Raw genomic sequence first — 25,778 nt, forward strand, 5'->3', positions numbered from 1 at the left:
CGAGCGGATCTTTGAATCAGAGCGCTGGATCAGCTCGAGGCCTCAGGCAGCCTCGGTCACCGGCGTCACCTTCTCCGGTGGCTTGATAGAGCCGATGTACACCGCAAAGATGGTCAGCAGCGCACCCGCGATCTGCAGCGCCGAGCTGGCCTTGCCGAGAAACGCCACATCGACGAAGTAGGTGATCACCGGTTCCAGCAGCAGGATCAGCCCCGCCAGGCCCAGGCTGATGGCACCGATGGAGCGGTTGACCAGCAACCAACCCACGAATTGCACCATCACCCCATAGATGATCAGCATCACCAGGGTCTGCCCATCGACGATGGCCAGGCTTTCCCCCATGGCCAGGGCATACACCAGCAGCACCAGCGCGGCCCACAGGCTCAGGTTGAGCATCTGTGCGATCTTGTCGCCCCCACCGTCAGGCAACTGCGTGTTGACCTTGAGGAAATACACGCAAATGGCGTAGGCCAGGCCCGAAAGCACGCCATAGACCACCCCCTTGATGCCCACTGCACTGGTCATTTCCGGCAGCAGCAACAGGTACAGGCCGATAAACGCCAGGGTGATGGAGATCAGGAAGTAGATCGACGGCTTCTCCTTGAGCAGGTACAGCCCCAGCAGGGTCATGAAGAACACCTGGCAGTTGGTCAGGATCGAGCCGATGCCCGGGCCGACGATGTAGATGCTCTGGTGCCAGAGCACCAGGTCGATGGCCAGGAACACTCCGGCCAGGGCCGTGTACAGCTGCGCCTTGGCGCTCTTGAGCAGCACCGGGATGCGCCGCACCTTGAGCAGCAGGAAGAACAGGATCGAGGCGAACAGCATGCGGTAGAACCCGGCCCCACCGGCGCCGATGTGGGCAAAGGCCACCGCCAGCGCCGACAGGCTGAGCATCAAGCCACCAATGGTCAGCTCGATGATGGCGCGGTTGGTATTAGTCGACATGCGCGACTCCATTAATGAAGACCAGAGGATCGACGTCCTGGTCCGGGTCACTTAACTTGCCCTGCTCCAGCACCTGTTGCATGGCGTCGAAAATGCTCGCCAGGCCGGCCTGCAGCGTTTCGCTGCTGATGGTCAGCGCCGGCATCAGCTTGAGTACCTGGTCCACCGGACCGCAGCGCTCGATGATCAGGCGGCGGGCGAAGCAGGCACGCATCACCGCGGCGGCCAGGGCCGGGTCGTGGAACTCGATGCCGTAGAACAGCCCGCGCCCGCGCACATCCTTGATATGCCCGGCGAAGCGTTCGGTCACCTCAGCCAGCCACTCCTTGAGCTGTGCTTCGTTGGCCTGGATGTGCTTGACCAGGCGGTCATCGCTCCAGAACTCCTGCACGGTCTTGGTGGCGGCGACAAAGGCCAGGGTGTTGCCGCGGAAAGTGCCGTTGTCCTCGCCAGGGGACCATTGGTCCAGTTCCGGGCGATGCAGCAGCAGGGCGAAAGGCAAGCCGTAGCCGCTGAGGGACTTGGACAGGCAGACCATGTCCGGGGTGATGCCCGAGGGCTCGAAGCTGAAGAAGGTCCCGGTACGGCCGCAGCCGGCCTGGATGTCGTCGACGATCAGCAGGATGCCGTGCTCGGCGGTCAGCTGGCGCAGGCGCTGGAGAAACTCTGCCGAAGCCACGTTGATCCCGCCTTCGCCCTGGATGGTTTCCAGGATCACCGCTGCCGGCAGGTCCATGCCGGAACTGTTGTCCTTGACCAGGCGCTCGAAGTAGGCGATGGAATCCAGGCCTTCCAGGTAACCGTCGAACGGCATGCGGAACACATAGGGATCCACCCCTGGCTGGCGGTTGTCACGGTTGCCGGTCAGCCCCAGGGAGGTGTTGGACATGCCGTGGAAGCCGTTGGTGAAGGCCACGATGTGCCGGCGCCCGGTGACCTTGCGCGCCAGTTTGACCGCCGACTCCACCACGCTGGTGCCGGTGGGCGAGGTGAACTGCATTTTGTAGGGCAGGGCCCGGGGCGCCAGGATGATCTTGCGGAAGTTGTAGATGAACTCCTGCTTGGCCCGGCTGTGCATGTCCAGGGCGGCCTGGATGCCGTCCCGTTGCAGGTAGTCGATCACCGCGGCCTTCACCGCCTTGGGGTTGTGGCCATAGTTCACGGACCCGGCGCAGCTCAGGAAGTCGATATAGGCCTGGCCTTTCAGGTCATACAGATGACTGCCCTGGGCCTGGTCGAAGACCACCGGAAAGCTGCGGCAGTAACTGCGCGCCGAAGACTCCACATCCGCAAATACGCCCAACTCATCCATTTCTGAAATATCCATTGCTGCCTGCTCACATAAAGGGGTCGAGGTTCAGGATTCGATGCAGCGGCTCAAGCGATCTTTTCTGCAGCCTGGGCCAGGCCCAGTTGCTGGTTCAGCGAGTTGAAAATGTCCCGCGAGCGCAGCGACAGCAGGCTGAAGGAGCCGGCATCGCCATAGCCGTGGGAGGATTCGCACAGACCATTGAGGTACAACGCGGGCAGATGGCTGCCCTTGGCTGCGGCCAGGCTGTAGTCGCGCCCGATGCGGATCACGCCCTGAGCGTCGCTCTCCAGGTGTTCGGCCAGGTCCTTGAGGATCGCCGGGTAGCGTTCTTCCTGGGGGCCGGTGCCGAGGTTGCGAAAACCCGTGGCCAGGACGATCGCGTCCAGCCCGCCCAGCTCCTCGGTGGCGTGGGTGCTGCTGTTGCGCAGCGACAGGCTGTAGCCCTCGCCGTCCGGCGTGCAGCCCTGGATCTCGCTGAGCCCCTTGATGATCACGCGCTCGCGGCCCTGCAGCTTGTCCTCATACATGCCCACGTAGAGTTCCTTGATTACGTCGGCATCGGCAGCGGAATAGTTGGTGTAGTGCAGGTGGCGGTTGATGTTCTTCTTCGCCTCGGCGGAGCTGTTGTAGTACTGGTCGACGAAGGACGGGAAGTACACGTGCTCGCTGAACTGGCTGGTGTCCTTGAGGCGGAAGCCGTAGCCGCGCTGCACGCTGACGATTTCCAGGTTCGGGTAGGTGTGGCGCAGGTGCAGGATGATTTCGATGGCGCTCTGGCTGCCGCCGACCACCGCCACGCGCTTGAGCTCACCCTTCTGCGCGAGGCTCTCCAGGCGCCCCAGGTACTGGGTCAGGTGGAACACCCGGTCCGCCGCGGCGTTGGCGAACACCTGCGGAATCACCGGGGTGCGGCCCGGGGCCAGGACCACGGAGCGCGCCTGGTACTGCACGCCGGCCTGGGTGGTGATGGTGTAGAGGTTGCTGGCTGGGTCGACCTGGATCTGGCTCACGCTCTGGTTGTAGGCCACGTCCCGGGAGAAAAAGCCGGCAACCCAGCGTACGTACTCGGCGAACTCGCTGCGCAGGGGGAACTCCAGGCCCAGGTTCAGGTGTTCGAACAGGCGGTCGTTCTCGAACAGGAAGTTGGTGAAGGTGTAGCGGCTGCGCGGGTTGCGCGGCGTTACCAGATCACGGCTCGGGTGGTTCTGGATATCGCTGCCGGAGAGCATCATCTCCGGTTGCCATTGAGTGCTCGCGTGACGCTCGAGAAACAGCCGGGTGCCGGCAAATTCCATCTCTTCCATGGCGATGGCCAGGGCGATGTTCGCCGGGCCAAAACCGATGCCGATCACGTCGTAAACTTGCCCTTCACGGCCAACATCCTTGGCAGTCACTTTATGAACACTCATAAATTCCCCTTCCTGCAACAAAAGTCAGACTCGAAAAAGCAGAAAAAACACCAGGGTCTTTTCTGCCTTCCGTCAAATAGCCATTAATTTTTAGTTAGCGTTATTCGTTATAACTAGTTCGGCTTTTTCAAACTTCTTCCGCAGCCAACTTCAGCCACTTTTGTACTGGCGGGTAGGCCAGAACTTGTTCGACATAAGCCTGAAGTTGTGCCGGCACCGCCACGCCATAACGACGGAAGCGGAACACCACCGGTACGAACATGGCATCGACGATGCCGAAGTCGCCGCACAGGAACTGCTTGGAGCCGCTGGCGTGGCGCAGGTTGGTCCAGATGTCGAAGATCCGCTGGATCTCTTCCTGGGTGTCGGCGGTCAGCGGCTCGGGGGTATCGCCGGTGTTCAGGCCGAAGGACATCTGGGTACGCAGGTTGACGAACCCGGAGTGCATTTCCGCCGCGGCAGCGCGGGCCTGGGCCTTGACCAGCGGGTCCTGGGGCCACAGGTTGGCCGCCGGATAGGCACCGGCAACGTACTCGCAGATGGCCAGGCTGTCGTTGATCACCACCTTGTCCAGCAGCAGTGCCGGCACCTTGCCCGAGGGCGAATAGCGCAGGATCTGCTGGCGGGTGTCATCCTGTTCCAGCTTGACCTGAAGGGTCTCGAAGGAGACGTCTGCCGTTACAAGAACCAGCCATGCACGAAATGACCATGAAGACTTTTTGTAATCCCCAATAACTAGTTTTGTAGGCATCACTTCCCCTAGCTCGCGTTGTGAAATGGGTGCTAAATTTAGCGGCCCTCTTTTCCAACGTATTGCACAAAACTGGACAAACTCATGGATGAGCACCAACCCGGCAAAGTCTTTAGGCCAGACAAGGATTTCGTGCAGTTTTGGCGAATACCAGAAGGCGACTGTGAGTTGTTATCGGCGCGTTACAGCACTCAGTCTTTTGGCAGGCATTCACATGATCGGTATGCAGTAGGCGTTATAAGCAGCGGGGTGGAAAAACTCTTCTATAGAGGCAGCTACTACTTGGGCAGCGCCGGCAGCGTGGTCACCATCACCCCGGGGGAAATTCATGACGGCCTCCCCGGGCATGACCAGGGCTGGATGTACCGCATGCTTTACCTCGACCCGGGCTGGGTCAACCGGGTGATTTTCCAGGGCCGCTTCGGCGCCGAGCACATCCATCTGTTCCAGAATGCCCTGAACCTGGACCCCAGCTTTGCCCTGACCTTCCTCCAGCAACACCAGATCATCGAAAATTCCCCACCCAGCCTGGAGCGCGAATCCATCCTCCTGGACCTGGTGACCCAACTCTTCGAACGCAGCGGCGCCCCCATTGCCGCCATCGCCAGCGCCGAGCGCAGCGCCGTCAAGTTCATCAAGAAGAAGCTCGAAGACGAATACGCCCGGCACATTCCCCTGGAAGAACTGGCGCAACTGGTGGACATGGACCCGCTGTACCTGATCCGCGTGTTCAAGAAGACCGTGGGCGTGTCGCCCCACAGCTACCAGATCCAGAAACGCGTGGCCCAGGTGCAGAACCTGCTGCGCACCGGCGCCAGCCTGGCGGAAGCCTCGTTCAGCTGCGGCTTCTTCGATCAGAGCCACATGACCCGCGCCTTCAAGAAGGTGGTGGGCATTACCCCCGGCAGTTTCCGTAACAGCCGCGCCTGAGGCGCGGCCTTCTTTCCCTGTTGTTCCCGTTTGAGCAAGGACCCGCTGTATGCCCACGATCCAGACCCCGGAATGCACCCAACTGCCTGCCGGCGCCGTCGCCTACCCCGACGCCCGAGAGCTGTTCGTCGCCGACCAGCAGGAGCTGGCCGAGCACCTGCTGCCGCTGCTGTCCATCGACGCCAACCTGATCAACCCCGGCTGGTCCGGGCGCCTGCACCTGCTGAGCCCCATCGAACCCGATGAGGGGTTGGTAGGCGAATTGACGGCAGACTGCGGCTTTGGCAGCGAACTGCTGAAGACCAACTGGATCGGCTTCAAGATCGAGAACGGCCGCTATCGCCTGTGCGGCGACCCGCGCTACTTCTTCCTGCACCCGGGCAATGCCGATCTGCCCGAGCCCCGGCGCAATGTGCGGGCCAGCCTGCAAAGCCACTATGCCAAAGAGCACGCCGACTACCAGGCCGCGCGCCAGCGCTACCAGGAACTCGGCCGCCTGACCTGGCCGGAGGACAGCGACTACCACATGACCTTCATCGACCAGATGGCCGGCATCGCCGAGGGCTATGGCAACTGGGTGGAAACCGTGGAGTTTCCCATGGATATCGTCGAAGCCACGGATGACAGCGGCGACATCGACGTCTGGCCCTTGAGCCCCGCTGGCCGGCGCTTCGAGCACGCGCTCAGCGTACCGGCCAGCCACTACGGAATCAGCGGCGCCGACCTGATCGTGATGTTCTACGAACCGGTGGAAGGGCTGGTGCTGTTCTGCTTCGACTGGTCCTGAGTCCCACCCCGCCCCTTCAGAACAGCGCCAGCGGATACTGCACGCGAATCCGCAACTGGTCGATGGAACCATCGGCCTGGGCGCTGTTGCCTCGGTGCCAGATCTGCGTGGCCCGCAGGTGCAGGCCCTTCAGCGAACCGCTGCTGAAGGTGTAGCTCAAATCCAGGTCGGTTTCGTGATGACGGCCATCTTCGCCATACAGGCCACGGTAGATGCTGTTGGCCGGGGCATGACTGCCATCCACTCCCCAGCCCCGCTGATAACGCAGCCCCAGGTTCAGGTCCGGCAGCCCAAGCCAGGCCAGGCGCTGGTCGTAACGCAATTGCCAGGAGCGTTCCCGTGGCCCGTTGAAATCCGAGTAGGGCGCGGAGTTGGCCAGGACGATGGATTGCCCGGTCTGGCCGTCTCCGAAACCTATGTAGTCGAACGGGGTATCCGAAAACGAGCGCTGGTAGGCCAGGGTCAAGCGATGGGCATCGAAACGGTACGCCAGGGCGTGGGAGGCGATCAGGTTGTCGATGGGGCCAAACAACGAGGCGCCGCTATCCCGGGTGCGATACAGGTTGAAGGTGTTGCTCAGGCTGCGCTCGCCAGCCAGTTCCAGGGTGTGGCCCAGGTTGAGGTAATGCTGGGTCCAGATGTCCTCCAGTTGCCCCAGGTAATAAGCTCCGCGCCACTGCTCGCCCTTGTAGTTCAGCCCCAGATACTGGGCGCTGTCGATATTGATCCGCGCTCCGGACAAACGTCCGTATACCGTGGAAATCCCGCCTCGGGCCTTGCTTTCGGTGGGGCCGGACAAGGCACTCAGCCGCGCCGCTTCCAGGCTCAGCCCGTCCCAGTCGCGCTGTAACTGCCAGCCGTAGGCCATCCCGGGAATGATCCGGCTGTTGTTGGCCGCCAGTACCGGCGCCTGGGTGGTGAAATTGCCATAACGCAGCTGTGCCTCGGCCACCTTGAGCTTGAGGGCACCGCCAACCTTGCCATGGCTGTCCCGCGGATGCCCCTTGCCGTCCAGCGCCAGGGTGCCGGTGCCGGTGCGCCCACCGCCACTGTCGAGCTTGAAGGCCTGCATGGCAAAGGCATCGAACCCCAGGCCCAGAAGCCCGGGGGTAAAACCGGAACGGTAATACAGCTGCACCGACTGGCCCCACTCCTGGCGATAACCATTGCGCTCACTACGCGGTTTGTAGCGGTTACGGCCACTGTTGTTGGGCCCGTTGCGGTAATCCCGGGCGAAGTACTGGTTATCGAAAAACATCCGGGCCTCGCCCTCGGTGAACAGCTCCTCCCAGGCCTCAACTCCCGCCTGGCTGATACCGCCCGGGCCCAGCCACAACCCCAGCAGCACAATGCTTGTGCGATACACGGACATGGCACTGTTCCTTGTCAGTGAAGGAGCACCGCCCGTAGCCGGCGCTCAGGGATAGGAGGTCAATCCAGGGCCAGGGTGGCGCGCAGTTCGCGCCGGGCCCGGTTGAAGTCGTCAAGGGCCTCAGGGTTGTGCAGCAGCTCGACGGCCAGGGCCACCGCCGAGATCCGCCCCCCCTCAAGGTCCGTGGGGTAATGCACCCCGGCCACCACTCGGCTTTGCCCCGCGGCAGCGGCCCGTGCAAACAGCTCGTCACGCTTTTCCGGGACCATCTGCGCCAGGAGAATGGCGCTCAGGTAGGCATCCATGGTGTGCCCGCTGGGGTAGGACTCGCCCATCGGCGGCGCCAGCACCGGCTTTACCTCGGCGCTCAGCTCATAAGGCCGGGGGCGGGCGAAATGGGCCTTGGCAGGCATCAGGGTCTGCACCAGATCCTTGAGGGTGCGGCGGAAGAACTGCGCAGTCAGCGGGTGCCGGTCGAGAGTGAACTGCGGCCCGAAAATCTCCCCGGCAAAGGGAAATACCGCGTCGCTCAGATGATCGTCGCGTTTGGCCTGCGCCACCTGCTGCGGCGTGCGTTGGCCCTGGACCAGCAGTACGGCCTCCAGGTCCTGGCGGTCCTCGGAGCTGCCGGCAAGTGGTGGTGGAGGCAGGAAGGCCGTCAGATCCAGCGCCTGAGGCGCCAGGTAGGGCTGCACCGGCGGCTGCGCCGCATGAGTGCCAAGACTGACGATCAGCAAAATAGCGCCCAGCATGGCTAAAGGTTTACCAGTCATGAAGCAGATCCTTTCTTTGGGACGAGCAATAGCGGCCCGCGACAGAGGCCACAGACAGAGAAGTGCGATTGCAGGAAGGACAAACTCAGGGCGGCGCTTGAGGCCGTGATGTCTGGCGCATGCCAGTGGACGAACAGCGGAAGACGTGATGTTCAGAACCTTGGCCCGGGGCCAGGTACTGCACAGGCGGATCGATCAATGTCCAGGCGGCAGGCGCGTTCCGGACGACCAGGGTTGCGTTCATGGTGCCCACCGTTCTTGTTGTTATCGGTTTCGGCGAGGGTGCGCCCAGGGGCGCGGTAATGCCTGATCGAGTATCCCGGCGCACCAGGGCAGAAACCATCCTGCAAATGCAGGATGGCGCAAGTCACGCTACGGGCTGCTTGAAAAAAAGCCTAGCGGGCCAGGGCAGGAGGCAATGGAGCTCTGACGCAAGCCCTCAACTGCGGCAGCGGCTACAGCGGCAACTCCACCCGCGCCTCCAGCCCACCGCCTTCACGATTGAACAGCCGCAACTCGCCGCCGTGTTCGCGGACAATGGCCCGTGCTGCCGACAGCCCCAGGCCCACGCCGCCGGTGCTCTTGTTGCGCGAGCTCTCCAGCCGGAAGAATGGTGCAAACACCTGTTCCAGAGCCTCGGGTGGAATCCCCGGGCCACGATCGAGCACGCGGACCCGCACCTGATCCGCCCCCTGTTCCAGCACGATGGCTGGCTGCGCACCGTACTTGAGCGCGTTGTCCAGCAGGTTGGTCATCACCCGCTTGAGCCCCAGGGGCCGGCCGCAATACACCAGACGCGGCGGCCCGGTGAAGAGGATTTCCATGGACTGGTCGCGGTAGTCGTCCACCAGGGTCTGCAACAGTTCGGCCAGGTCGAAATGGGTGGCCTGCTCCAGCCGCGCATCGTCGCGGAAGAACTCCAGGGCCGAATTGATCATCGCCTGCATCTCGTCCACATCGCGGAACAGGCGCTGCTGCTGGTCGGCATCCTCGATGAACTCACCGCGCAGGCGCATGCGGGTCAGCGGTGTGCGCAGGTCATGGGAGATGGCCGCGAGCATCTGGGTGCGGTCCTTGATGAAGTGCTGCAACTGCGCCTGCATGGCGTTGAAGGCAAGAATCGCCTGACGGATCTCGTGGGGCCCCACCGGATCGATGGGCGGCGCGCGAAAGTCCACGGCAAAGCGCCGGGCGCCCTGGGCGAACTGCTGCAGCGGCTTGGCCAGCCGGCGAGTGGCGATCAAGGCCACCAGGCCGGTGGAAATCAGCACCAGGGCAATTACGATCAGGTTGCGCGTGCCCTCCTCCAGCCCCCAACTGCGTGACGCCGAAGAAAACATCAGCCAGCTTTGGTCGCTCAACTGCACCAGCAGCGCGTAGCGACCTTGGTCGCTTCGCCAGTCGCTGGGCTGATAGGCCTCGATATGCCGCTGCGGTGGGCCGAGCAAGGCGCGAAATGCCTCGGAGCCGTCGCGGTATTCGGAGTCTTCCAGCAGCGGCAGATCCAGGCCCTGCCGTGTCGCCTGCCAGACAATGCTCAGGTGATCGGTGCTGACCGAAGCCGCCAACCGCGAGCGCTGGCCCGGCTCCGAGGCCTCGACCATGCGCACGATGGCCGCGGACTTCTCCAGCAACCCGGTTTCCGCCAGTGGCGGATAAGCCCAGACCCCGGCCAACTGCACGAACAGCGCATTGAAGGCCAGGGCGGTGAGCATGGCCATGATGATGGTCAGGGCGATCCAGCGCGCCACGGTGTCGCGCAGGCGATAACGCCACAAGGGCTTGATCAGCTTCACTGGCGGGTCACGCTGGGAGTGAACAGATAGCCGCCGTTGCGTACCGTGCGAATCATCGCCGGGCGCTTGGTGTCGAACTCCAGCTTGCGCCGCAGGCGGCTGACCTGGACATCGATGCTGCGATCAAAGGCGTCATGGGCCTGGCCCCGGGCCAGGTCCAGCAGCTGCTCGCGGGTGAGGATGCGTTGCGGGTGCTCGACAAACACCAGCAGCAGGTCGAACTCCCCCGCCGACAGCGGAATCATCACCTGCTCCGGCGAGCGCAGCTCACGGCGAGTCAGGTCCAGCTGCCAGTCGGCGAACTTGATCAGCGGCCGCGGCACGTCCGCGCTCACCGGCCGGTTCTCCCCGGCCCGGCGCAGCACCGCCCGTACCCGGGCCAGCAGTTCGCGGGCATCGAAGGGCTTGCTCAGGTAATCGTCGGCGCCCATCTCCAGGCCCACCACCCGGTCGCTCAACTCGCCCATGGCGGTGAGCATGATCACCGGCGTGGCGTGCTGCTGGCGCAAGCGCTGGCACAGGGTCAGGCCGTTGTCGCCGGGGAGCATCAAGTCGAGGATGATCAGGTCCGGAACCTCCCGCTCCAGAGCTGCCCACAGCGACGCACCATCGGTGGCCACCACCACCTGATAGCCCTGTTGGACAAAAAATTTCTTCAGCAGAGCGAGGACTTCAATGTCGTCGTCCACGATCAAAAGACGGCTCACCAGCAGGCATCACTCAAGGTCGGAAAGAGCCGTTATCTAAAACCATTCGGCGCGGCCCGTCATATATTTCAACGCGGTAACAAACCTTCAGCCACGCAATAAAGCAGACATCTTTGCGCAAGGTTCACCTGCCAGCATCGGCTTCCCCTTGCTGGAGAACCCTGACCATGCGCCTGCTCAAACCCGCCTCGGCCCCAGCCCCTCTTGCCGCAAAGGAGCTGCCCATGCCCACCTGCGAACAACACGCCCTGATGCTGTTGCAACGCGTGACCAAGCTCGACAACGCCAGCCTGCATTGCCGCGAAGTCAGCCTGCGTATGTCTGAAGACCAGAATCACCTGGTGCTGACCCGCTACAGCGAGCACTACAGCCCCGAGGGCATGGAGTGGGTGGAGCGCAAGCATCGGGTGTCGGTGACGGACCTGCTGCGTTGGGTGATCGAGCAGGGCCAGCCGCAGAGCATTGAACGCGGAGAAGAACACAAGGCCTCGGCCTGAGGCCTGTAGGGACGAGCTTGCTCGTGACGATCGCGCGCAAGCTCGCTCCTACAGAACTCCGCTAACTGATCTGACTGGCCGTGGCCACAGAGGCGCCCCTAAGCCTCTTCGGCAGACGCCTGTCTGCCCTCCTCCCCAGGGACACCAACCTCTCGACACGCCCACGCACTCACCGCCAGACACCCCGCCGCCAGCGAATACACCCACACCGTGGACGCCACCGGCAGCAGCAAGCCGGCGATCAAGGGCCCGACCCCGGCGCCGATATCCCGCCACACCGCATTGGCCGCCAGGGCCCGCACCCTGCCCGTCCCCGGATGCCGCTGTGCAACCACCGTGACCACCAGCGGCAATTGCAGGGCCCGCAACACCAGCACCAGGGCGCCGCCGACAATCAGCCAATGGCAACCAAAGCCCACCAGGGCCACAGAGGTCAGCAGGGAGAAGACGATCAGCATCCGCGTCGCGCCCCAGCGTTGTGCAGCGAGGCCGCCCAGGGGGCTCAGGAGCATTTCCGAAACGTAACGCAGGGCCAGAAGCCCGCCCGCCACCAGTACCGCGTTGCCCGCCATCAGCTGCTCGGCCTGCAGCGACAGGCCAATGATGAACAGACCATCCAGCACCAGCCCTTCGATAAAGGACCACAGCGCCACGCTGTCGGGGCGCTGAAAACGGCGGCTGGAACTGGCCAGTGGATGGGGTTTGCTCGGCAGGCCGAAGGCCAGGAGCAGGGCGACCAGCGACGTCAGGGCCATAAGAAGGAAGATCACTCGCGGGCCATATTCGACGCTGACCAGCGCGCCCAGGGGCAAGGCCAGCATCGGCCCGGTGGCGATCAGCGCCCGGGAGTGGCCGGTGCGGCGGGCGGCGCCCGTGGGCTCGGCGGTGGCCATGACCTGGGTTGAAAGGTTGAGGGCCGCGTAGGTCAGGCCCCAGCCCAGGCGCAACAGCAGCAGCCACCAGAAACCGGACAAGGTGGCGTAGCCCAGGGCGCACAACGCCGCCGTGAAGGCGGCCAGCACGCAGACCGGGCGATCACCGCGCCGGGCGTAGAAGCGCATCACATGGCTGTAGCCGAAGATCCGCACCAGGCGGTTGGCTGCCAGCAACAGGCCGGCTTCGGCCAGGGTCACGCCGAAGGCCTCGTGCTGCATGGGCAGCAACAGGTAGAGCAAGGTGTCGCCGGGCAGGCACAGGCCGAGAATCAAGGCGGCGCGGGCGGAAGCCTTATCGGTGGTGCGGGCGTGGGTATCGGGCATGGCAGGCAAACCGGCAGGTCATGAACGGCGTTCAGCGTGACCTTCTGTTGCGGCACTGACAAACGCTTTAATTGCGCCATACATGTGACTAAATTAGACACATGATCACTGACCTGCCGCCCCTGAACGCCGTCCGCGCCTTTGCCGCCGCTGCTCGCCACGAGAGTTTCAGCCGCGCCGCAGAAGAACTGCATGTGAGCCACAGCGCGGTGAGCCGCCATATCAAGTTGCTGGAAGAGCACCTGGGGGTGTTGCTGTTCGAGCGGCGCATCCGCCAGTCGGTGCTCACCCCTGCCGGGCAAGCCTTCCATGAGCAGGTCAGCGTGGCCCTGGCCCAGATCGCCAATGCCGCCGCCTCCCTGCGCCGCGGCGCGGCCCTGCGCAAGGTCACCATCAATGTGCGGCCGTCCTTCGCGGTGCGCTGGCTGATTCCGCGCTTGCCGCAGTTCATGGCGCTGTACCCGCAGATCCAGCCGGAGGTGGTGACCAGCACCCTGCTCCCCGACCCGGCCAAGGAAACCTTCGATCTGGTGATTCGCCGTGGCCGCTCCGGCTGGGCAACCACGCTGCAACCCCAACGCCTGCTGGAAGACGAAATCCTGGTGGTGGCAGCGCCGTCGCTGTTGCACAGCACAGCACTGAACAGCCCCGATGATCTGCCGCGACATACCTTGCTGGTCAGCCGCACCCGCGCCAGCGACTGGCAGAAGTGGCTGGAGCACTGCGGCCTGAAACCGCTGCACACCTCGCCGACCTTGCATTTCGACCATATGCACTTCGTGCTCCAGGCCTGCGTCGACGGGCTGGGCCTGGCGCTGTGCCCGGCCTCGTTGCTGGCCAAGGACCTGGCCAGCGGCCGCCTGATCTGCCCCTTGCCGGAACTGCTTCAGCCCCTGACCCGCTATTACTACGCGCTGGCCAGTGATGCGGCCCCCAAAGCCCAGGTGTTTATCGACTGGATGCTGGCGCAAATTCGCCAGGACGCCATGGATCATCAGGTACAACAGCTTGCGGGCAATGCGGGCCAACGCCCATAAATAATCGGATACAAAAGCCTTGCCCCAGCCCGCGCAACCGACGTTTCTTCGACATCGGCTGCGCTACTATTTCGCCCCCTTTGCAACCGCTAGAGATCCCGCAGCAGATGCTCCCGACCACGCCCCCCACTGCCCTGCCTCCTGTTCTCGCCGGCCCGTTGCTGCGCCGCCTGGAGCCGACGCGGCTGGTGCTGTGGCTGGTGGGTTCCAGGGCGTTGGCGCTGACCCTGCGCCTGCAGCCCGCTGGCAGCACGACCCTGGATCTGGCCCTCGACCCGCAGCAATGCCAGGTCATTCCCGTCGGTCGCCATGCCTTTATCCATCTGATCGATGTGGCACTGGACGACGCCCTGCCCCTGGACCTGACGATCGCCTATGACCTGTTGATCAACGATGCCGAGGACAGCGCCCGGGCCATTGCCGATTGGGCGCCGCACCTGCTGTATGGCGATGCCGGGTCCCCTGAGTTCGTGCTCCACAGCCGCATCGACAACTTGCTCCACGGCTCCTGCCGCAAGCCCCATCACCCGTCCGCTGACGGCTTGCTCTGCGTCGACCGCCTGCTGGCGCAACAGCCCGAGCCTGCACAACGCCCGGCCTTGTTGATGATGAGCGGCGACCAGGTGTACGCCGACGATGTGGCCGGGCCGATGTTGCGGGCGGTTCACGCCCTGATCGAGCGCCTCGGGCTGTTCGATGAAGAGTTGGAGGGCGCGGTGGTGGCCGACAGTCAGGCGTTGTACCACCATGGCGCCAGCTACTACCAGCGGGCCGAATTGCTCCCGGCGTTGAAGAGCAATGAAACCCTGCGCGAGCGGTTTTTCGGCGGAGTGAAAAAGCCGATCTTCACCAGCAGCAACGCTGATAACCACCTGGTGACCTTCGCCGAAGTGCTGGCCATGTACCTGCTGGTCTGGTCGCCGCTGCCCTGGACCCTGATCACGCCGCAGCCGCCACGACTGACGCCGGAACAGCAAACGCGCTACACCCGGGAACAGCAGCGTATCGACGAGTTTAGCCAGGGCCTGAAGGGTGCCGCGCGGGTCTTTGCCCACCTGTCGTGCCTGATGATCTTCGACGACCACGACATCACCGACGACTGGAACCTCAGCGCCCAATGGGAAGAAACCGCCTACGGTCACCCCTTCTCCAAGCGCATCATCGGCAACGCGCTGCTGGCTTACATGCTGTGCCAGGGCTGGGGCAACAACCCGGATGCCTTCGCCCAACTGCTGGAGCAGACCCGCGCCTTGAGCACCACGGCACAAACTCCGGAACGCATGCTGGAATGCCAGGCCCAAAACGACCTGATCGACCAGTTGCTGGGTTTCCAGCAGTGGCAATACGTATTGCCCAGCACCCCGGCCCTGGTGGTGCTGGACACCCGCACCCGGCGCTGGCGCAGCGAGTCCAACCTGGGCCAGCCCTCGGGTTTGCTGGACTGGGAAGCCCTGAGCGAACTGCAACACGAACTGCTGGATCACCCCTCGGCGATCATCGTTTCACCGGCGCCGATCTTCGGCGTCAAGCTGATCGAAACGGTGCAGAAGGTCTTCAGCTGGTGCGGCTACCCGCTGCTGGTGGACGCGGAGAACTGGATGGCCCATCGCGGTTCCGCCCAGGTAATCCTCAACATCTTCCGCCACTCGCGGACCCCGGGCAGCTACGTGATTCTCTCGGGGGATGTGCATTACTCCTTCGTCTACGAAGTGCTGATCCGCCACCGCCAGGGCGGCCCGCGGATCTGGCAGATCACCAGCAGCGGCATCAAGAACGAATTCCCCGCCGCCCTGCTGGAATGGTTCGACCGCCTCAACCGCTGGCTCTACTCGCCGCGCTCGCCGTTGAACTGGTTCACCAAGCGCCGGCGGATGAAGGTGATGCCCCATGTGCCCGAGCATGCCGAGGCCGGGGAGCGGCTGTGGAACTCGTCGGGGATCGGCCAGGTGTTTTTCAATGAGCAAGGGCAGCCCGTGGCGATCTATCAGCACAATGCCAATGGCACGGCGCCGACACGGATGATTGCGCCGAGATAGAATCCGCTGTCGCCGGCCACCAGGAAGGACCCGCCCCAACATGCCTTCAAGCCCGATCACCCCGGTACAGCGAGACACCATCCGCTACCTGCTCTCGGACGCCTTTGTCGACAACGAGGTGGACTACGCCTACATCGCCCGGGAAACCCAGGCCTACGACCGGGCCGAGGTGGAGCGCATTCTCTACGAAGAGGTGGCGCCGGTGTGCTACATCAACCTGATGTCGGTGATCCCGGAGATCTGGATCGGCTTCGAGCGGGAGTCCTTGCTGGAGGAAATCGAGGATAGCCTGGCACTGCGGCGCAGCAGCCGCTGGCAGGCCTTTCGCGACCGCTTGTTCATCCGCTGGATCCGCTTTCGCGGCGCCTATATCTGGGAGGAACTCTGCAAGCACTATGGCCCGTAGGTTCTTGCCCTAGCGCGCATCGGCGCTGCAGTAATCGGTAGGCCGCAGCGCCACCCGCTCCGGCAGCATCTCGCCCTTGTCGTCGATCTTGCGCAGCATGGCGGTGCACATCTGATCCTGGAGAAACACCATCTGATAGGTGGCGCCGGCCTCGGGCACGAAGGTCACGCTTTGCTCGCAAACGGCGCGGTAGTCCTTATCCATCCCCGGTTCAGTGTTGTAGAACATGAAGGCGAACGGGCGATTGGCCGGGATCTTCAGTTCGTTGGCACCAAAGCCCTCCTGGCGGCGCATGCGGTCGGTAGCGGCCGTCATGGGAATGCCCAGGTTGCGGAAATTGGGATTGGCAATGCCGCGATGGGGGCGAACCATCAGCCCGGAGCTCGGTTTGCGCCAGTCGATGCAATCGCTGTAGGGCACACCCCGCACCAGCCCTTGGGCGACGATGCGGATCAGTGCGGTTTCACCGGCATCGGCCGGCACCCGGTAGCTGACGGTGGTCGCTTTGAGCGCGGAAACAAAGGCACAACCGCTGAGCCCCAGAGACAGGCTCAGCAACAGGATCGAGCGAAACCGCATGATTCATCCTTGAAGGACCGACAGCGAAGGCTGACGCAAAGGATGGCAATCTTACCTCGGCGCCAGGGCGCGTCGGCAGATTTTTCTGCGGGGCCTGTAGCCGCGGCCAAAGGCGGCGACTACAGGGTCAAGCCCTCAGTAACGGGCGTCCGCCGGACGGCCGCCGTTGGGCCAGTCCTTGACCTTGTCCGGGAAGTCCGGGCGCGGCTGGTGGGAGAAGTATTCGGCCACGTCCAGGGCTTCCTGGTCCGAGAGGCCGCCCTGGCCCAGGGGGAACTTCTCGTGGAAACCGATCGGCATGTTGCGTTTGACGAAGGCCGCCGCAGTGTAGGTGCGGGCCATGCCAGCGCCGATGTTGAAGGATTGATCGCCCCACAGCGGCGGGAAGATCAGGCTGCCGTCGGCGCGTTTCAGGCCCTCACCGTCAGCTCCGTGGCACACCGCGCATTGCTTGGCGTACACCTGCTTGCCATTGTCGGCATTGGGCTTGAGGGCCGGGTCGATCTTGCCCACACCGCGGCCGGCCACCTTGTCTTCTGGGCGGGTGTTCATTTTCATCCACTCGAAGTAAGCCACCATGGCTTGCATGTCGGCGCCGTTCACCGGCAGCGGCTTGCCGTGCATGGAGCGGCGGAAGCAGCCGTTGATGCGCTCTTCCAGGGTGATGGTCTTGCCCGCCCGCGGCGCGTAGCCGGGGAAGAACGCCGAGACGCCGACAAAGGGTGAACCGTCGGCCACGGTGCCGGCGTTGAGGTGGCAACTGGTGCAGTTCAGCGAGTTGCCGACGTTGTCCGGCAGCAGGGCCTTGGTTTCCAGGTGCAGGCGCATGCCACGCACCACTTGCTCGGCATTCGGCGCCGCCAGCAGGTTGGCCAGGCGCGGGGTTTCGAACAGGGTGCTTTCCACTTGCGGGCTCAGTTGCGCCCGCATCTTCTTCACTTGCTCGGCGCTGATGGCCGAACCGTTGTTGCCCCAACTGCTGCGGACAAAACTGAGGATCTCGGCGATCTCGCCATCGGCCAGCTGGGCAAAGCCGGGCATGGTGTAGACCCGTGGATGGGCCGCGGTCTGGGCGGTCTTCCAGCCAGTCAGGGTGATGTGCAGCAGGGAGGTCGGGTTGGCCGAAGCGACGCTGGGGTTGCCGGCCAGGGACGGGAACATCTGCGGCACACCAGCGCCGTCCTGACGGTGGCAGTCGGAACAGAACTGCGCATAGCCCAGGCCGCCACGGGAGGTGAACAGGTTGTTCGGCGGGGCCGCCGGGGTCAGTGCCACCGACGGCATGGGCAGGTCATCTTTGCCGGCCGGCAGGGATTTGAGGTAGGCAGCGATGGCGGTCAGGTCGGCGTCGGTGAAGTGCTGGGTGCTGTGGTGGATCACGTCGGCCATGTTGCCGGATACCGTGGCAAAGCGGTTCTGCCCGGTCTTGAGCAGTTGCACCGTGTCTTCCACGGTCCACAGGTTGCGCAGGCTCAGGGCTCGCCACTCTTCTACCGTCTCGCCGGCCAGGTAGTGCTGGCCGCCGGATTCGCTGTCGCTCATGGCCTTCTCCTGGAAGGCGATGCCCCGCGGGGTATGGCAGGAACCGCAGTGGCCCAGGCCCTGGACCAGGTAGGCGCCGCGATTGAGCTGTTCGTCCTTGGCCGGGTCAGGCTTGAAGGGCTGCTTGTCGACGAACACCAGGTTCCAGAACCACAGGCCCCAGCGCTGGTTGAAGGGGAAACCCATGTCGGCTTCCAGATTACCCTGCGCTACGGGTTCCACCCCGTGCATCAGGTAGGCGTAGAGGGCGCGCATGTCCTCTTCGGTCATCTTGGCGTAGGACGGATAGGGCATAGCCGGGTACAAATGACTGCCGTCAGGGGTTACGCCTTCGCGCATGGCGCGGTCGAATGCTTCGAAGCTGTAGCTGCCGATGCCGGTGTCTTTATCCGGGGTGATGTTGCTGGAGTAGATGGTGCCCATGGGCGTCTTCAGCTCCAGGCCACCGGCCATGGTGGCCCCGCCCTTGGCGGTGTGGCAGGCAATGCAGTCGCCGAGCTGGGCCACGTACTGGCCACGCTGGATCAACTCGGAATCTGGGGTGGAGGCCGCCGCTGCCGGGGTCGGCTCGCTGGCATGCAGTAGGGGTACGCAGAGCAACGCAGCGCCCAGAAGGCACAGGCGTGACAGAGAAAAAGCCATCAGGTTATTCCTTTAAAATCCGCCTGGGGTGGTCCCCTCGGCCGATATCCACAAAGGTTTTTATTGGTTATCCCGGCCTTCACGGTACAGGCCCGGGGCTCGATACCTTGTGGGTCCGAGCCTGATGCCCTTGTAGCGGATTTTTCTGAAAACCCTGTTGATATGGATCATGGCCCTATAGGCAATGTCCTGTATGGCCGACTCTGCGACACTTTTATCGGGTGGTTTCCACCCCTAGGCCGGCGGCCTGCCAATCGACGAAACCGTCGTCCAGGCGCCGCACCCTGAAACCCTTGGCGCGAAGCAAGGCCGCGGCATTGTGTGACAGCACGCAGTAGGGCCCGCGGCAGTAAGCCACCAACTCCTGGCCCGCGGGCAACTCGGCCAGACGCTGCTCCAACTCTTCCACCGGGATATTGATTGCCCCCGGCAAATGCCCAAGGTCGAACTCCTGCGGCGAGCGCACGTCCAGCAGAGTCATGCCGCCCTCCTGCAGGCGTTGGCGCAGCTCTTCCCGGGAGATGCCCTCCAGGCGCCCCGGCTGCTGCTCGCTGTCGGCCAGCAACTCACGGATCTGCCCGTGGTTGTAATCGACGTATTGGCGCAAGCCCCCCAGAAGCGCGGCCAACGGCCCCTGGCTGAGGCTGTAGAGCACCCGCTTGCCGTCGCGCCGGGTCTGCACGAAACCGCCCCGGCGCAGCTGTTGCAAATGTTGCGAGGTGTTGGCCACCGAGAGTCCCGAGGCTTCCACCAGGCGCTCCACCGGCTGCTCGCCACGAGCAATGTGCTCCAGCAGGATCAGGCGGTGGTGGTGGCCGAGAATACGTGCCAGCTCGGCCATGTCCGCCAGAGGCTGTTGAGGGGAAATCGAATCGGTCATTGACAGCTCCTGCTGCTTTATTGATCATTCAATCACTTAATTGAATGAAACATTATCACACCCATAGCCGAGGCTGAAGTGCAGCCATCCACACCCAGGAGTCTTTATGCATGAGTTCATGGCGTTGATTTTACCGGCACTGCTGATCGGTGTCGGCGCTACCTTGGTCCTTGATCTGTGGACGCTGTTTCTGGCACGAGTGTTGAACATTCCTGGCCCCAACTGGGCCATGGTCGGACGCTGGATCGGGCATTTTCCTCGTGGCCAGTTCCTGCACCAGAGCATTGCCCAAGCCGCCACGGTTCCGGGGGAACGGGCCTTGGGCTGGCTGGCCCACTACCTGATCGGCGTCCTGTTTGCCGTCCTGTTGCTGCTGGCCTGCGGCCTGCAATGGGCACAACAGCCAACCCTGGCACCGGCCTTGCTCATTGGCGTGCTGACGGTGGCTGCACCGTTCTTGCTGATGCAACCGGGCATGGGCGCGGGAGTGGCGGCGAGCAAGATGCCCAAACCGAATGTGGCCCGGCTGCGCAGCCTGATCGCGCATTCGGTGTTCGGGCTGGGCTTGTATGGGGCGGGGATGTTCTGGGCGTGGGTGTTGGGGCAGACTGCGTGACCTCGGCCCCGCAAGGCCAAGCATGCCCAGAGTGATAGAGCGATGAAACCGCCTGTATGCGAGCTATGCCACAACGATTTCTCCTCAGAGATGCAGCATGCCGGAAGTGGCGGCGCCATGGTGCAGTTCGCCGATTACCGTCCACTGGGCGAAGGGTGCGCAGGACACCCTCATGGCTACGAGTGGTTCTGCGATGAACACCTGGCCAATGCCCAGGCCCTGGCTTCGCTGAGCTACAGCGATGCCATGACAGTGCTGACCCGGCAATATGCTCCGTTTGCGGACTACCCGCCCCTCGCCTCCAGTGATCCAGCGCTCTGGATCACCGAGGTGGGGCCCAACCCCGCGAAAGTCTTCGCGCTGATCAGGCAAGCCATGGGCGTCAGTCCCAGCGTGGCCAGGGACTTGCTGGCCGGCGGCCCCTTCAAGGTGAGCCAAGCCTGGCCGCAACAGTTCAGAGTCTGGCAGGAGGCCCTGATTCAAGCGGGTACCCAGGTTGAAATACGCTATCCCTCGTCCAAATCCGCCTGGGCTGAGAAAGCCAACGCAGATAACGACTGATCCTGCTCCCCCACGCTGCCTGCACTCACAGGGGCTTCCTCACACCCGCGATCCCAGTCTGCTCCACGGAAATAATGGCCGTATGTCTACCCGTGTCCTACGCCGAGACTGACGTCTACGCTGGGCTCTGAAGGACTGGCCAGCGCCCTGGCAGGACCCGCGCTGAAGATCCTGGGCACTTGTGCCTAGGAATGGAATCAGAGCCATTTGAAACCTGATCATCGCCCGGCTTGTTTTCAGGCCCCCTCCGGAAGCTCTTGCCCATGCTCGAACACCTCGACCTCAATGCCCTGATCGCCGCCTACGGCTATTGGGTGATCTTCATCGGCTGCCTGCTGGAAGGCGAAACCGTGTTGATCCTCGGCGGCATGGCGGCGCATCAGGGCAGCCTGCACTGGCCGCAAGTGATCGGCTGGGCCACCCTCGGCGGCATCCTCGGCGATCAACTGCTGTTCTGGACCGGCCGTTACGCCGGAGCGCGCCTGCTGCCCAGGCTCAAGCGTCACCAGGCGGCCATCGAACGGGTCCAGAGCCTGATCCAGCGTTACCCCTCGACTTCGGTGTTCGCCGTGCGCTTTCTCTACGGCATGCGCCTGGTGGGCCCGATAGTGATCGGCGCCAGTGGCCTGGCACCCTGGCGGTTCGCCCTGCTCAATGTGCTGGGGGCTGCGGTATGGGCCATCTTGTTCGTCAGCGCCGGTTACTGGGCCGGCGAAGCCTTGCAGCATTTTCTTGGCGACCTGAAACCCTATCGGCTGCCGATCTTCCTCGGGGTGATAGCGCTGGTGGTCCTTGCGGCACTGGTGCGGCATTTGCGCAATAGGCACAAGGCCCAGTAGCACTGAGACAAGGGCTTTGGCACATCGGGAATTTTCATACTGACCCGGCGACTTTATTTCGTTTGTCCAGGCCCCCTGGCCCCGGCTTAGATAACGGCTTGTTTCCGGCACCCAGAGCCCGCATCCATGAGCCACGAGAACATCAGCCGTTCGATCTCCACCGTCCACCCGATCCGCCTCAGCCACGGACGCAACGCCGAGGTCTGGGACATCGATGGCAAGCGCTACATCGACTTTGTCGGCGGTATCGGCGTGCTCAACCTCGGGCATTGCCACCCACGCATAGTCTCAGCCATCCAGCAGCAGGCCACCCGGCTCACCCACTACGCCTTCAATGCCGCGCCTCACGGGCCCTACATCGAGTTCATGCAGCGCCTGGTGAACTTCATCCCGGTGAGTTACCCGGTCAGCGGCATGCTCACCAACAGCGGCGCCGAGGCCGCGGAAAACGCCCTGAAGATCGTGCGGGGAGCTACCGGGCGCAGCGCGGTGATCGCCTTTGACGGAGGCTTCCATGGGCGCACCCTGGCCACCCTCAACCTCAACGGCAAGGTGGCGCCCTACAAGCAGAAAGTCGGTGTACTACCCGGGCCCGTGTACCACCTGCCCTACCCCAGCGCCGACAACGACGTCAGTTGCGAAGAAGCGCTGAAAGCATTGCGTCGGCTGTTCAGCGTGGAGATCGATGTACAGGAAGTGGCCTGCTTCATCCTTGAGCCGGTGCAGGGCGAAGGCGGCTTCCTGGCCCTGGACGCCACGTTCGCCAGGGCCTTGCGCAGCTTCTGCGATGAACATGGCATTTTGCTGATCGCCGACGAGATCCAGTCCGGCTTCGGCCGCACCGGGCAGCGTTTTGCCTTCTCCCGCCTGGGCATCGAGCCGGACCTGATCCTGCTGGGCAAGAGCATTGGCGGCGGGGTTCCACTGGGCGCCGTGGTGGGTCGCAAAGCATTGCTGGACGTGCTGCCCAAGGGCGGCCTGGGGGGCACCTACTCGGGCAACCCGATTGCCTGCGCGGCGGCGCTCGCGACCCTGGATGAAATGACCGACGAGCACCTGCAAGCCTGGGGCGAGCGCCAGGAGCGGGCGATCGTGCAGCGCTATGAGCATTGGAAAAGCAATGGGCTCTGCCCCTTCCTGGGCCGCCTGACGGGGGTGGGAGCCATGCGCGGTATCGAGTTGGTCGATGCCCGGGGCGAACCGGCGCCAGAGCAACTGAGCACGCTGCTAGGCAGCGCCCGGGATGCGGGCCTGCTGCTGATGCCCAGCGGCAAGTCGCGGCACATCATTCGCCTATTGGCGCCCTTGACCACCGAGCCTGAAATATTCGGGGAGGGCCTGGATATTCTCCAGGAATGCCTGGCGCGCCTGTGATTCCCGGCGCGCCGGCCCCTTGGCTAGAACAGATAGCCCATGTAGATCGCCGCGCCACCACCCGCCTGTACGCCGGCGTTCATCCCCGCCATCACCAACGCGCCCTTGGCCGAGCGCATCAACTGTTCGTTGACCCGGGACGAAGCGATGATCGAGGTCACCGGGCTGGAGTTGAGGGCCACCGCCATAGCAAGCAGCTTGGGGTCCAAGCCGAACAGCAAGGCCGTGGCCGAACCACCCACCACCAGCCCTGCACCCACTTCGGTGTACATGCAAGGGCCGGTGATGTCGTCCTCCGTCAGGTCGCTGCTGCGCAGAGCATCGCTTACAAACACCTTACCGGTGCTGGGAAAGGCCTCCGCCGCGCCTGCGCCTCCAACGCTCTTGCCCTTGACCTGGATATTGACCTTGCCGAAACGCGGCAGGCGCGCACCAAAACCGGCGCCCACCCCCAGGCCGCCGTAGCGATAGCTGACATCCTTGCCCTGGGGTGAACGCAGGATGATCGAGCCGCCGCTACCCGCCACCAGGGCTACGGTCAGGCCGCCGCCGCTGGCGGTCTGGTACAGCCATTTACTTTCGTTGACCGGAATCGGAATGCTGAGGTTCATGGGGTCAAAGTCCTTTTGCTCGTTGTGTGGCTCGTCCGCGCTGGCTGATGACACCTACCAGGCCGGCCAGGGTAAATACCAGACCGATCAGGCCGAGCACACCCGGGGTGGCCCAGAGCGCTGCCGGGTCGTCGATGATTGCACTGTTGGCCGGCCGCTCGGGCTGGTAATACACCCGCACCGGCTGGTCCTTCTGGTAGCCGAAGATAAAGCCACCCTGGGGGTAGGAAATCTTCTCACCAGTACTGCTGGTGAAGGCGATCTCGGGGTGCGACCCCCCGGCATTCAAATCGCTGACGATACCGTCGGCGGTCTGGGCGCTGGCGAGGAACTCGCGGCGATCAAGGGTGAGATTGACGGCAATGACCAACAGGCCGATGCCGATCAGGGCGAACAGCAGACCCTGGAGGATCTTGCCAAAGCGTGACGGGGTGGAGTTAGCCATGGGCTGTCTCGATATTCGTCCGTGAAAGAGGGAGGCCACGATAACAAGAAACCTGCCTCCAGAAAAACCACTGCCGCGGCGCAAGCGCATTCCGGCAACGGCGTTCAGGCGCCCTGGAAAGCGGCCTGAGCGCCTGTCGCCAGCGCTTGCAAACCGAATTTCCGACGGGCATTGCCCTGGATGAATTTGTCCGCAAATACCGGCGGAAGTTCCAGGCCCCGGACCTGCTCCCGGCTTTTTTTTTCAACACACCAGGAGGAGTTGGCCGGCGAGCAGCACGTTGCCCTGGTCACAAATCCATGGCCAATGCCTGAACGCCGCGAACAGCCGTACGAGTTTCGAAGAGCTCCCTTGGCCGGTTGCGTTCAGGCACCGAGGGCTGCCGGTTTCCGAGGCAGACTTGTATCCTCCAGGTCGCCCACGGTCGAGCCGGCACGCCGCTGCGACAACGATGCCCACTGGGCCGAAGCACTCAACTACATGGGTCGGCCCCGAGCACAGCCGGGGCGCGATCTGCCCGTACTTGCCCATTGGAGAGTTCACCATGCTGATCCGCGACGCACACGCCGCTGAAAGCGAAGCACTGCGGCAGTTTCTCGGCGATAACGGCTGGGGCCATCGGGTGGGCAACAGCGAATACTTCGCCCAGTTGCTGGCAAACTCCCAGCGCACGGCGGTCGCCCTTCTGCAGGGGCAGATCGTCGGCTTCGCCCGAGGCATCAGCGACGGTCTGTCCAACGGTTACCTGTCCATGGTGGTCGTTGCCGAGCAGCACCAGCGGCGCGGTATCGGCCGCGCCCTGGTGCATTGGGTGACGGGCGACAACCCCGAGATCACCTGGGTCCTGCGGGCCGGGCGCCCCGGGGCAGCGGAATTTTTCAGCTCGCTGGGCTTCGAACCCTCGATCATCACTCTGGAACGCACGCGCCATCGCGCATAATCACTCCCCCGCCTCCAGCTCCTCCAAGGAAGACCCATGTCCGAACAGCACGACTCCAACGCTGACTGGCCCCCCGCCGGCTGCCCGCCCCTGGCCTGGCCAGACCTGCCTGACCAGGCTGCACGGCTGAACTGGTACCTGGCCACGATTGGCGCCTACGGCGCGCTATGGGAAGGGCACGTCAACGAACCGGAATTGACGCCTGTCAGCGAGGACGCCCTGCAGGCGCTGGAGCAACGCCTGGGCTGCCCGTTGCCTCGATCGCTGCGCGACTACCATCGACAATTGGGGGTGCTGTCCCTGGCGGAGGTCCTGTGCAGCGTCGGGCCCGGGCACACGCCGATCCAGCCGTTGCTGGAGGCTTATCCCGGTATCGTCGAGATCAGCGATGTCGACCTGTTACTGGCAGGCAAGCTGGTGGCCTTCGGCGACTACCTGGGCAATGGCAACCTGTTCTGCTTTCACCGCGAATCCGGCGCGGTCTACTACTTCGATCACGACACAGGTGCGGCGCTGACACGCTTCTTCGACTCCCCCGAGGAGTACCTGGATACGCTGATGCTGCTCTGCCTGGCGGAGGTGTATGACGACGATGATGCTGCCGAAGCATTGATCAGCCAGCGCTACGGCGAGGATCTGGTACGCAAGTGGCGCTATTGATGAACCAGGATTCCAGCCTCTGCCGAAGCTAATGCCAGCACACGACCTGCGGTTCCTACCCTCGAACAA

At 63.6% G+C, this 25,778-nt stretch carries 26 protein-coding genes; 12 read left to right on the plus strand and 14 right to left on the minus strand.

Features of this window, described 5'->3' with window-relative positions; genetic code table 11:
* Positions 1-42: 42 nt before the first annotated feature.
* The 4 genes from ABCR88_RS26680 to ABCR88_RS26695 all read right to left on the minus strand — a co-directional run bounded on the left by ABCR88_RS26680 (position 43) and on the right by ABCR88_RS26695 (position 4,420).
* Positions 43-948, minus strand: a complete 906-nt coding sequence (locus tag ABCR88_RS26680; protein ID WP_011063237.1) for a DMT family transporter — start codon at positions 946-948, stop codon at positions 43-45.
* Positions 938-2,260, minus strand: coding sequence for a diaminobutyrate--2-oxoglutarate transaminase (ectB, locus tag ABCR88_RS26685; protein WP_019094259.1), 1,323 nt, complete (start codon positions 2,258-2,260; stop codon positions 938-940). The genes ABCR88_RS26680 and ectB overlap by 11 nt, the downstream gene beginning before the upstream one ends.
* 65 nt (positions 2,261-2,325) lie before the next feature.
* Complete coding sequence (locus ABCR88_RS26690) at positions 2,326-3,669, minus strand: SidA/IucD/PvdA family monooxygenase (protein ID WP_236185498.1); 1,344 nt, start codon at positions 3,667-3,669, stop codon at positions 2,326-2,328.
* A gap of 127 nt (positions 3,670-3,796) precedes the next feature.
* Positions 3,797-4,420 (minus strand): glutathione S-transferase family protein, encoded by a 624-nt coding sequence (locus tag ABCR88_RS26695; RefSeq protein ID WP_011063240.1) that lies wholly within the window; start codon positions 4,418-4,420, stop codon positions 3,797-3,799.
* Between the two features lie 84 nt (positions 4,421-4,504).
* Between ABCR88_RS26695 and ABCR88_RS26700 the strand changes: the two genes are divergently transcribed.
* Complete coding sequence (locus ABCR88_RS26700) at positions 4,505-5,350, plus strand: AraC family transcriptional regulator (RefSeq protein ID WP_011063241.1); 846 nt, start codon at positions 4,505-4,507, stop codon at positions 5,348-5,350.
* Between the two features lie 49 nt (positions 5,351-5,399).
* Positions 5,400-6,137 carry a hypothetical protein gene (locus tag ABCR88_RS26705; RefSeq protein WP_350403684.1) on the plus strand — a complete coding sequence of 246 codons (738 nt, stop codon included), beginning with the start codon at positions 5,400-5,402 and terminating at the stop codon, positions 6,135-6,137.
* Positions 6,138-6,153: 16 nt separating this feature from the next.
* Here the strand turns inward: ABCR88_RS26705 and ABCR88_RS26710 are convergent, their stop codons facing one another.
* The 4 genes from ABCR88_RS26710 to ABCR88_RS26725 form a co-directional block, all read right to left on the minus strand.
* A complete protein-coding gene (locus tag ABCR88_RS26710; RefSeq protein ID WP_350403685.1) occupies positions 6,154-7,509 on the minus strand; it encodes an OprD family outer membrane porin in 1,356 nt (451 codons plus the stop codon).
* A 59-nt stretch (positions 7,510-7,568) separates the two neighbouring features.
* Entirely contained in the window at positions 7,569-8,282 is a 714-nt protein-coding gene (locus ABCR88_RS26715; protein WP_041119745.1) for a phosphatase PAP2 family protein, read from the minus strand.
* A 455-nt stretch (positions 8,283-8,737) separates the two neighbouring features.
* Entirely contained in the window at positions 8,738-10,078 is a 1,341-nt protein-coding gene (locus tag ABCR88_RS26720; RefSeq protein ID WP_019094255.1) for an ATP-binding protein, read from the minus strand.
* Positions 10,075-10,785, minus strand: coding sequence for a response regulator (locus ABCR88_RS26725; RefSeq protein WP_053153654.1), 711 nt, complete (start codon positions 10,783-10,785; stop codon positions 10,075-10,077). The genes ABCR88_RS26720 and ABCR88_RS26725 overlap by 4 nt, the downstream gene beginning before the upstream one ends.
* 224 nt (positions 10,786-11,009) lie before the next feature.
* On the opposite strand from ABCR88_RS26725, the gene ABCR88_RS26730 reads away from it, so the two are divergent.
* Positions 11,010-11,282: a hypothetical protein gene (locus ABCR88_RS26730; protein WP_011063248.1), complete on the plus strand. Its 273-nt coding sequence runs from the start codon at positions 11,010-11,012 to the stop codon at positions 11,280-11,282.
* Positions 11,283-11,380: 98 nt separating this feature from the next.
* Here the strand turns inward: ABCR88_RS26730 and ABCR88_RS26735 are convergent, their stop codons facing one another.
* Entirely contained in the window at positions 11,381-12,541 is a 1,161-nt protein-coding gene (locus ABCR88_RS26735; protein WP_053153661.1) for an MFS transporter, read from the minus strand.
* Between the two features lie 101 nt (positions 12,542-12,642).
* On the opposite strand from ABCR88_RS26735, the gene gcvA reads away from it, so the two are divergent.
* The 3 genes from gcvA to ABCR88_RS26750 all read left to right on the plus strand — a co-directional run bounded on the left by gcvA (position 12,643) and on the right by ABCR88_RS26750 (position 16,020).
* Positions 12,643-13,578, plus strand: a complete 936-nt coding sequence (gcvA, locus tag ABCR88_RS26740) for a transcriptional regulator GcvA (protein WP_350023188.1) — start codon at positions 12,643-12,645, stop codon at positions 13,576-13,578.
* 107 nt (positions 13,579-13,685) lie between these two features.
* Positions 13,686-15,614 (plus strand): alkaline phosphatase D family protein, encoded by a 1,929-nt coding sequence (locus ABCR88_RS26745; RefSeq protein ID WP_350403686.1) that lies wholly within the window; start codon positions 13,686-13,688, stop codon positions 15,612-15,614.
* Positions 15,615-15,654: 40 nt separating this feature from the next.
* Positions 15,655-16,020, plus strand: a complete 366-nt coding sequence (locus ABCR88_RS26750; RefSeq protein ID WP_350023190.1) for a hypothetical protein — start codon at positions 15,655-15,657, stop codon at positions 16,018-16,020.
* A gap of 9 nt (positions 16,021-16,029) precedes the next feature.
* On the opposite strand, the gene ABCR88_RS26755 is transcribed toward ABCR88_RS26750, so the two are convergent.
* The 3 genes from ABCR88_RS26755 to ABCR88_RS26765 form a co-directional block, all read right to left on the minus strand.
* Positions 16,030-16,599, minus strand: coding sequence for a hypothetical protein (locus ABCR88_RS26755; RefSeq protein ID WP_125062151.1), 570 nt, complete (start codon positions 16,597-16,599; stop codon positions 16,030-16,032).
* A 135-nt stretch (positions 16,600-16,734) separates the two neighbouring features.
* Positions 16,735-18,783 (minus strand): c-type cytochrome, encoded by a 2,049-nt coding sequence (locus tag ABCR88_RS26760; protein WP_072450887.1) that lies wholly within the window; start codon positions 18,781-18,783, stop codon positions 16,735-16,737.
* 214 nt (positions 18,784-18,997) lie between these two features.
* Positions 18,998-19,663 (minus strand): metalloregulator ArsR/SmtB family transcription factor, encoded by a 666-nt coding sequence (locus tag ABCR88_RS26765; protein ID WP_041119759.1) that lies wholly within the window; start codon positions 19,661-19,663, stop codon positions 18,998-19,000.
* A gap of 106 nt (positions 19,664-19,769) precedes the next feature.
* On the opposite strand from ABCR88_RS26765, the gene ABCR88_RS26770 reads away from it, so the two are divergent.
* From ABCR88_RS26770 to ABCR88_RS26785, 4 genes are all read left to right on the plus strand, one after another.
* Positions 19,770-20,279 (plus strand): DUF2938 domain-containing protein, encoded by a 510-nt coding sequence (locus ABCR88_RS26770; RefSeq protein WP_350023191.1) that lies wholly within the window; start codon positions 19,770-19,772, stop codon positions 20,277-20,279.
* A 90-nt stretch (positions 20,280-20,369) separates the two neighbouring features.
* Complete coding sequence (locus tag ABCR88_RS26775) at positions 20,370-20,840, plus strand: hypothetical protein (protein ID WP_232512071.1); 471 nt, start codon at positions 20,370-20,372, stop codon at positions 20,838-20,840.
* A gap of 263 nt (positions 20,841-21,103) precedes the next feature.
* Positions 21,104-21,679 (plus strand): DedA family protein, encoded by a 576-nt coding sequence (locus ABCR88_RS26780; protein ID WP_350403687.1) that lies wholly within the window; start codon positions 21,104-21,106, stop codon positions 21,677-21,679.
* 126 nt (positions 21,680-21,805) lie between these two features.
* Positions 21,806-23,053: an aspartate aminotransferase family protein gene (locus tag ABCR88_RS26785; protein ID WP_350403688.1), complete on the plus strand. Its 1,248-nt coding sequence runs from the start codon at positions 21,806-21,808 to the stop codon at positions 23,051-23,053.
* A 23-nt stretch (positions 23,054-23,076) separates the two neighbouring features.
* Here the strand turns inward: ABCR88_RS26785 and ABCR88_RS26790 are convergent, their stop codons facing one another.
* Positions 23,077-23,664 (minus strand): hypothetical protein, encoded by a 588-nt coding sequence (locus ABCR88_RS26790; protein WP_011063260.1) that lies wholly within the window; start codon positions 23,662-23,664, stop codon positions 23,077-23,079.
* A gap of 4 nt (positions 23,665-23,668) precedes the next feature.
* Positions 23,669-24,199 (minus strand): DUF3592 domain-containing protein, encoded by a 531-nt coding sequence (locus ABCR88_RS26795; RefSeq protein WP_041119764.1) that lies wholly within the window; start codon positions 24,197-24,199, stop codon positions 23,669-23,671.
* Between the two features lie 454 nt (positions 24,200-24,653).
* On the opposite strand from ABCR88_RS26795, the gene ABCR88_RS26800 reads away from it, so the two are divergent.
* Positions 24,654-25,049 (plus strand): GNAT family N-acetyltransferase, encoded by a 396-nt coding sequence (locus ABCR88_RS26800; RefSeq protein ID WP_041119765.1) that lies wholly within the window; start codon positions 24,654-24,656, stop codon positions 25,047-25,049.
* 36 nt (positions 25,050-25,085) lie between these two features.
* Entirely contained in the window at positions 25,086-25,709 is a 624-nt protein-coding gene (locus ABCR88_RS26805; RefSeq protein WP_041119766.1) for an SMI1/KNR4 family protein, read from the plus strand.
* Positions 25,710-25,778: the final 69 nt, after the last annotated feature.

The sequence above is a fragment of the Pseudomonas sp. W17 genome, from assembly GCF_040268305.1.
Lineage (GTDB): Bacteria > Pseudomonadota > Gammaproteobacteria > Pseudomonadales > Pseudomonadaceae > Aquipseudomonas > Aquipseudomonas protegens.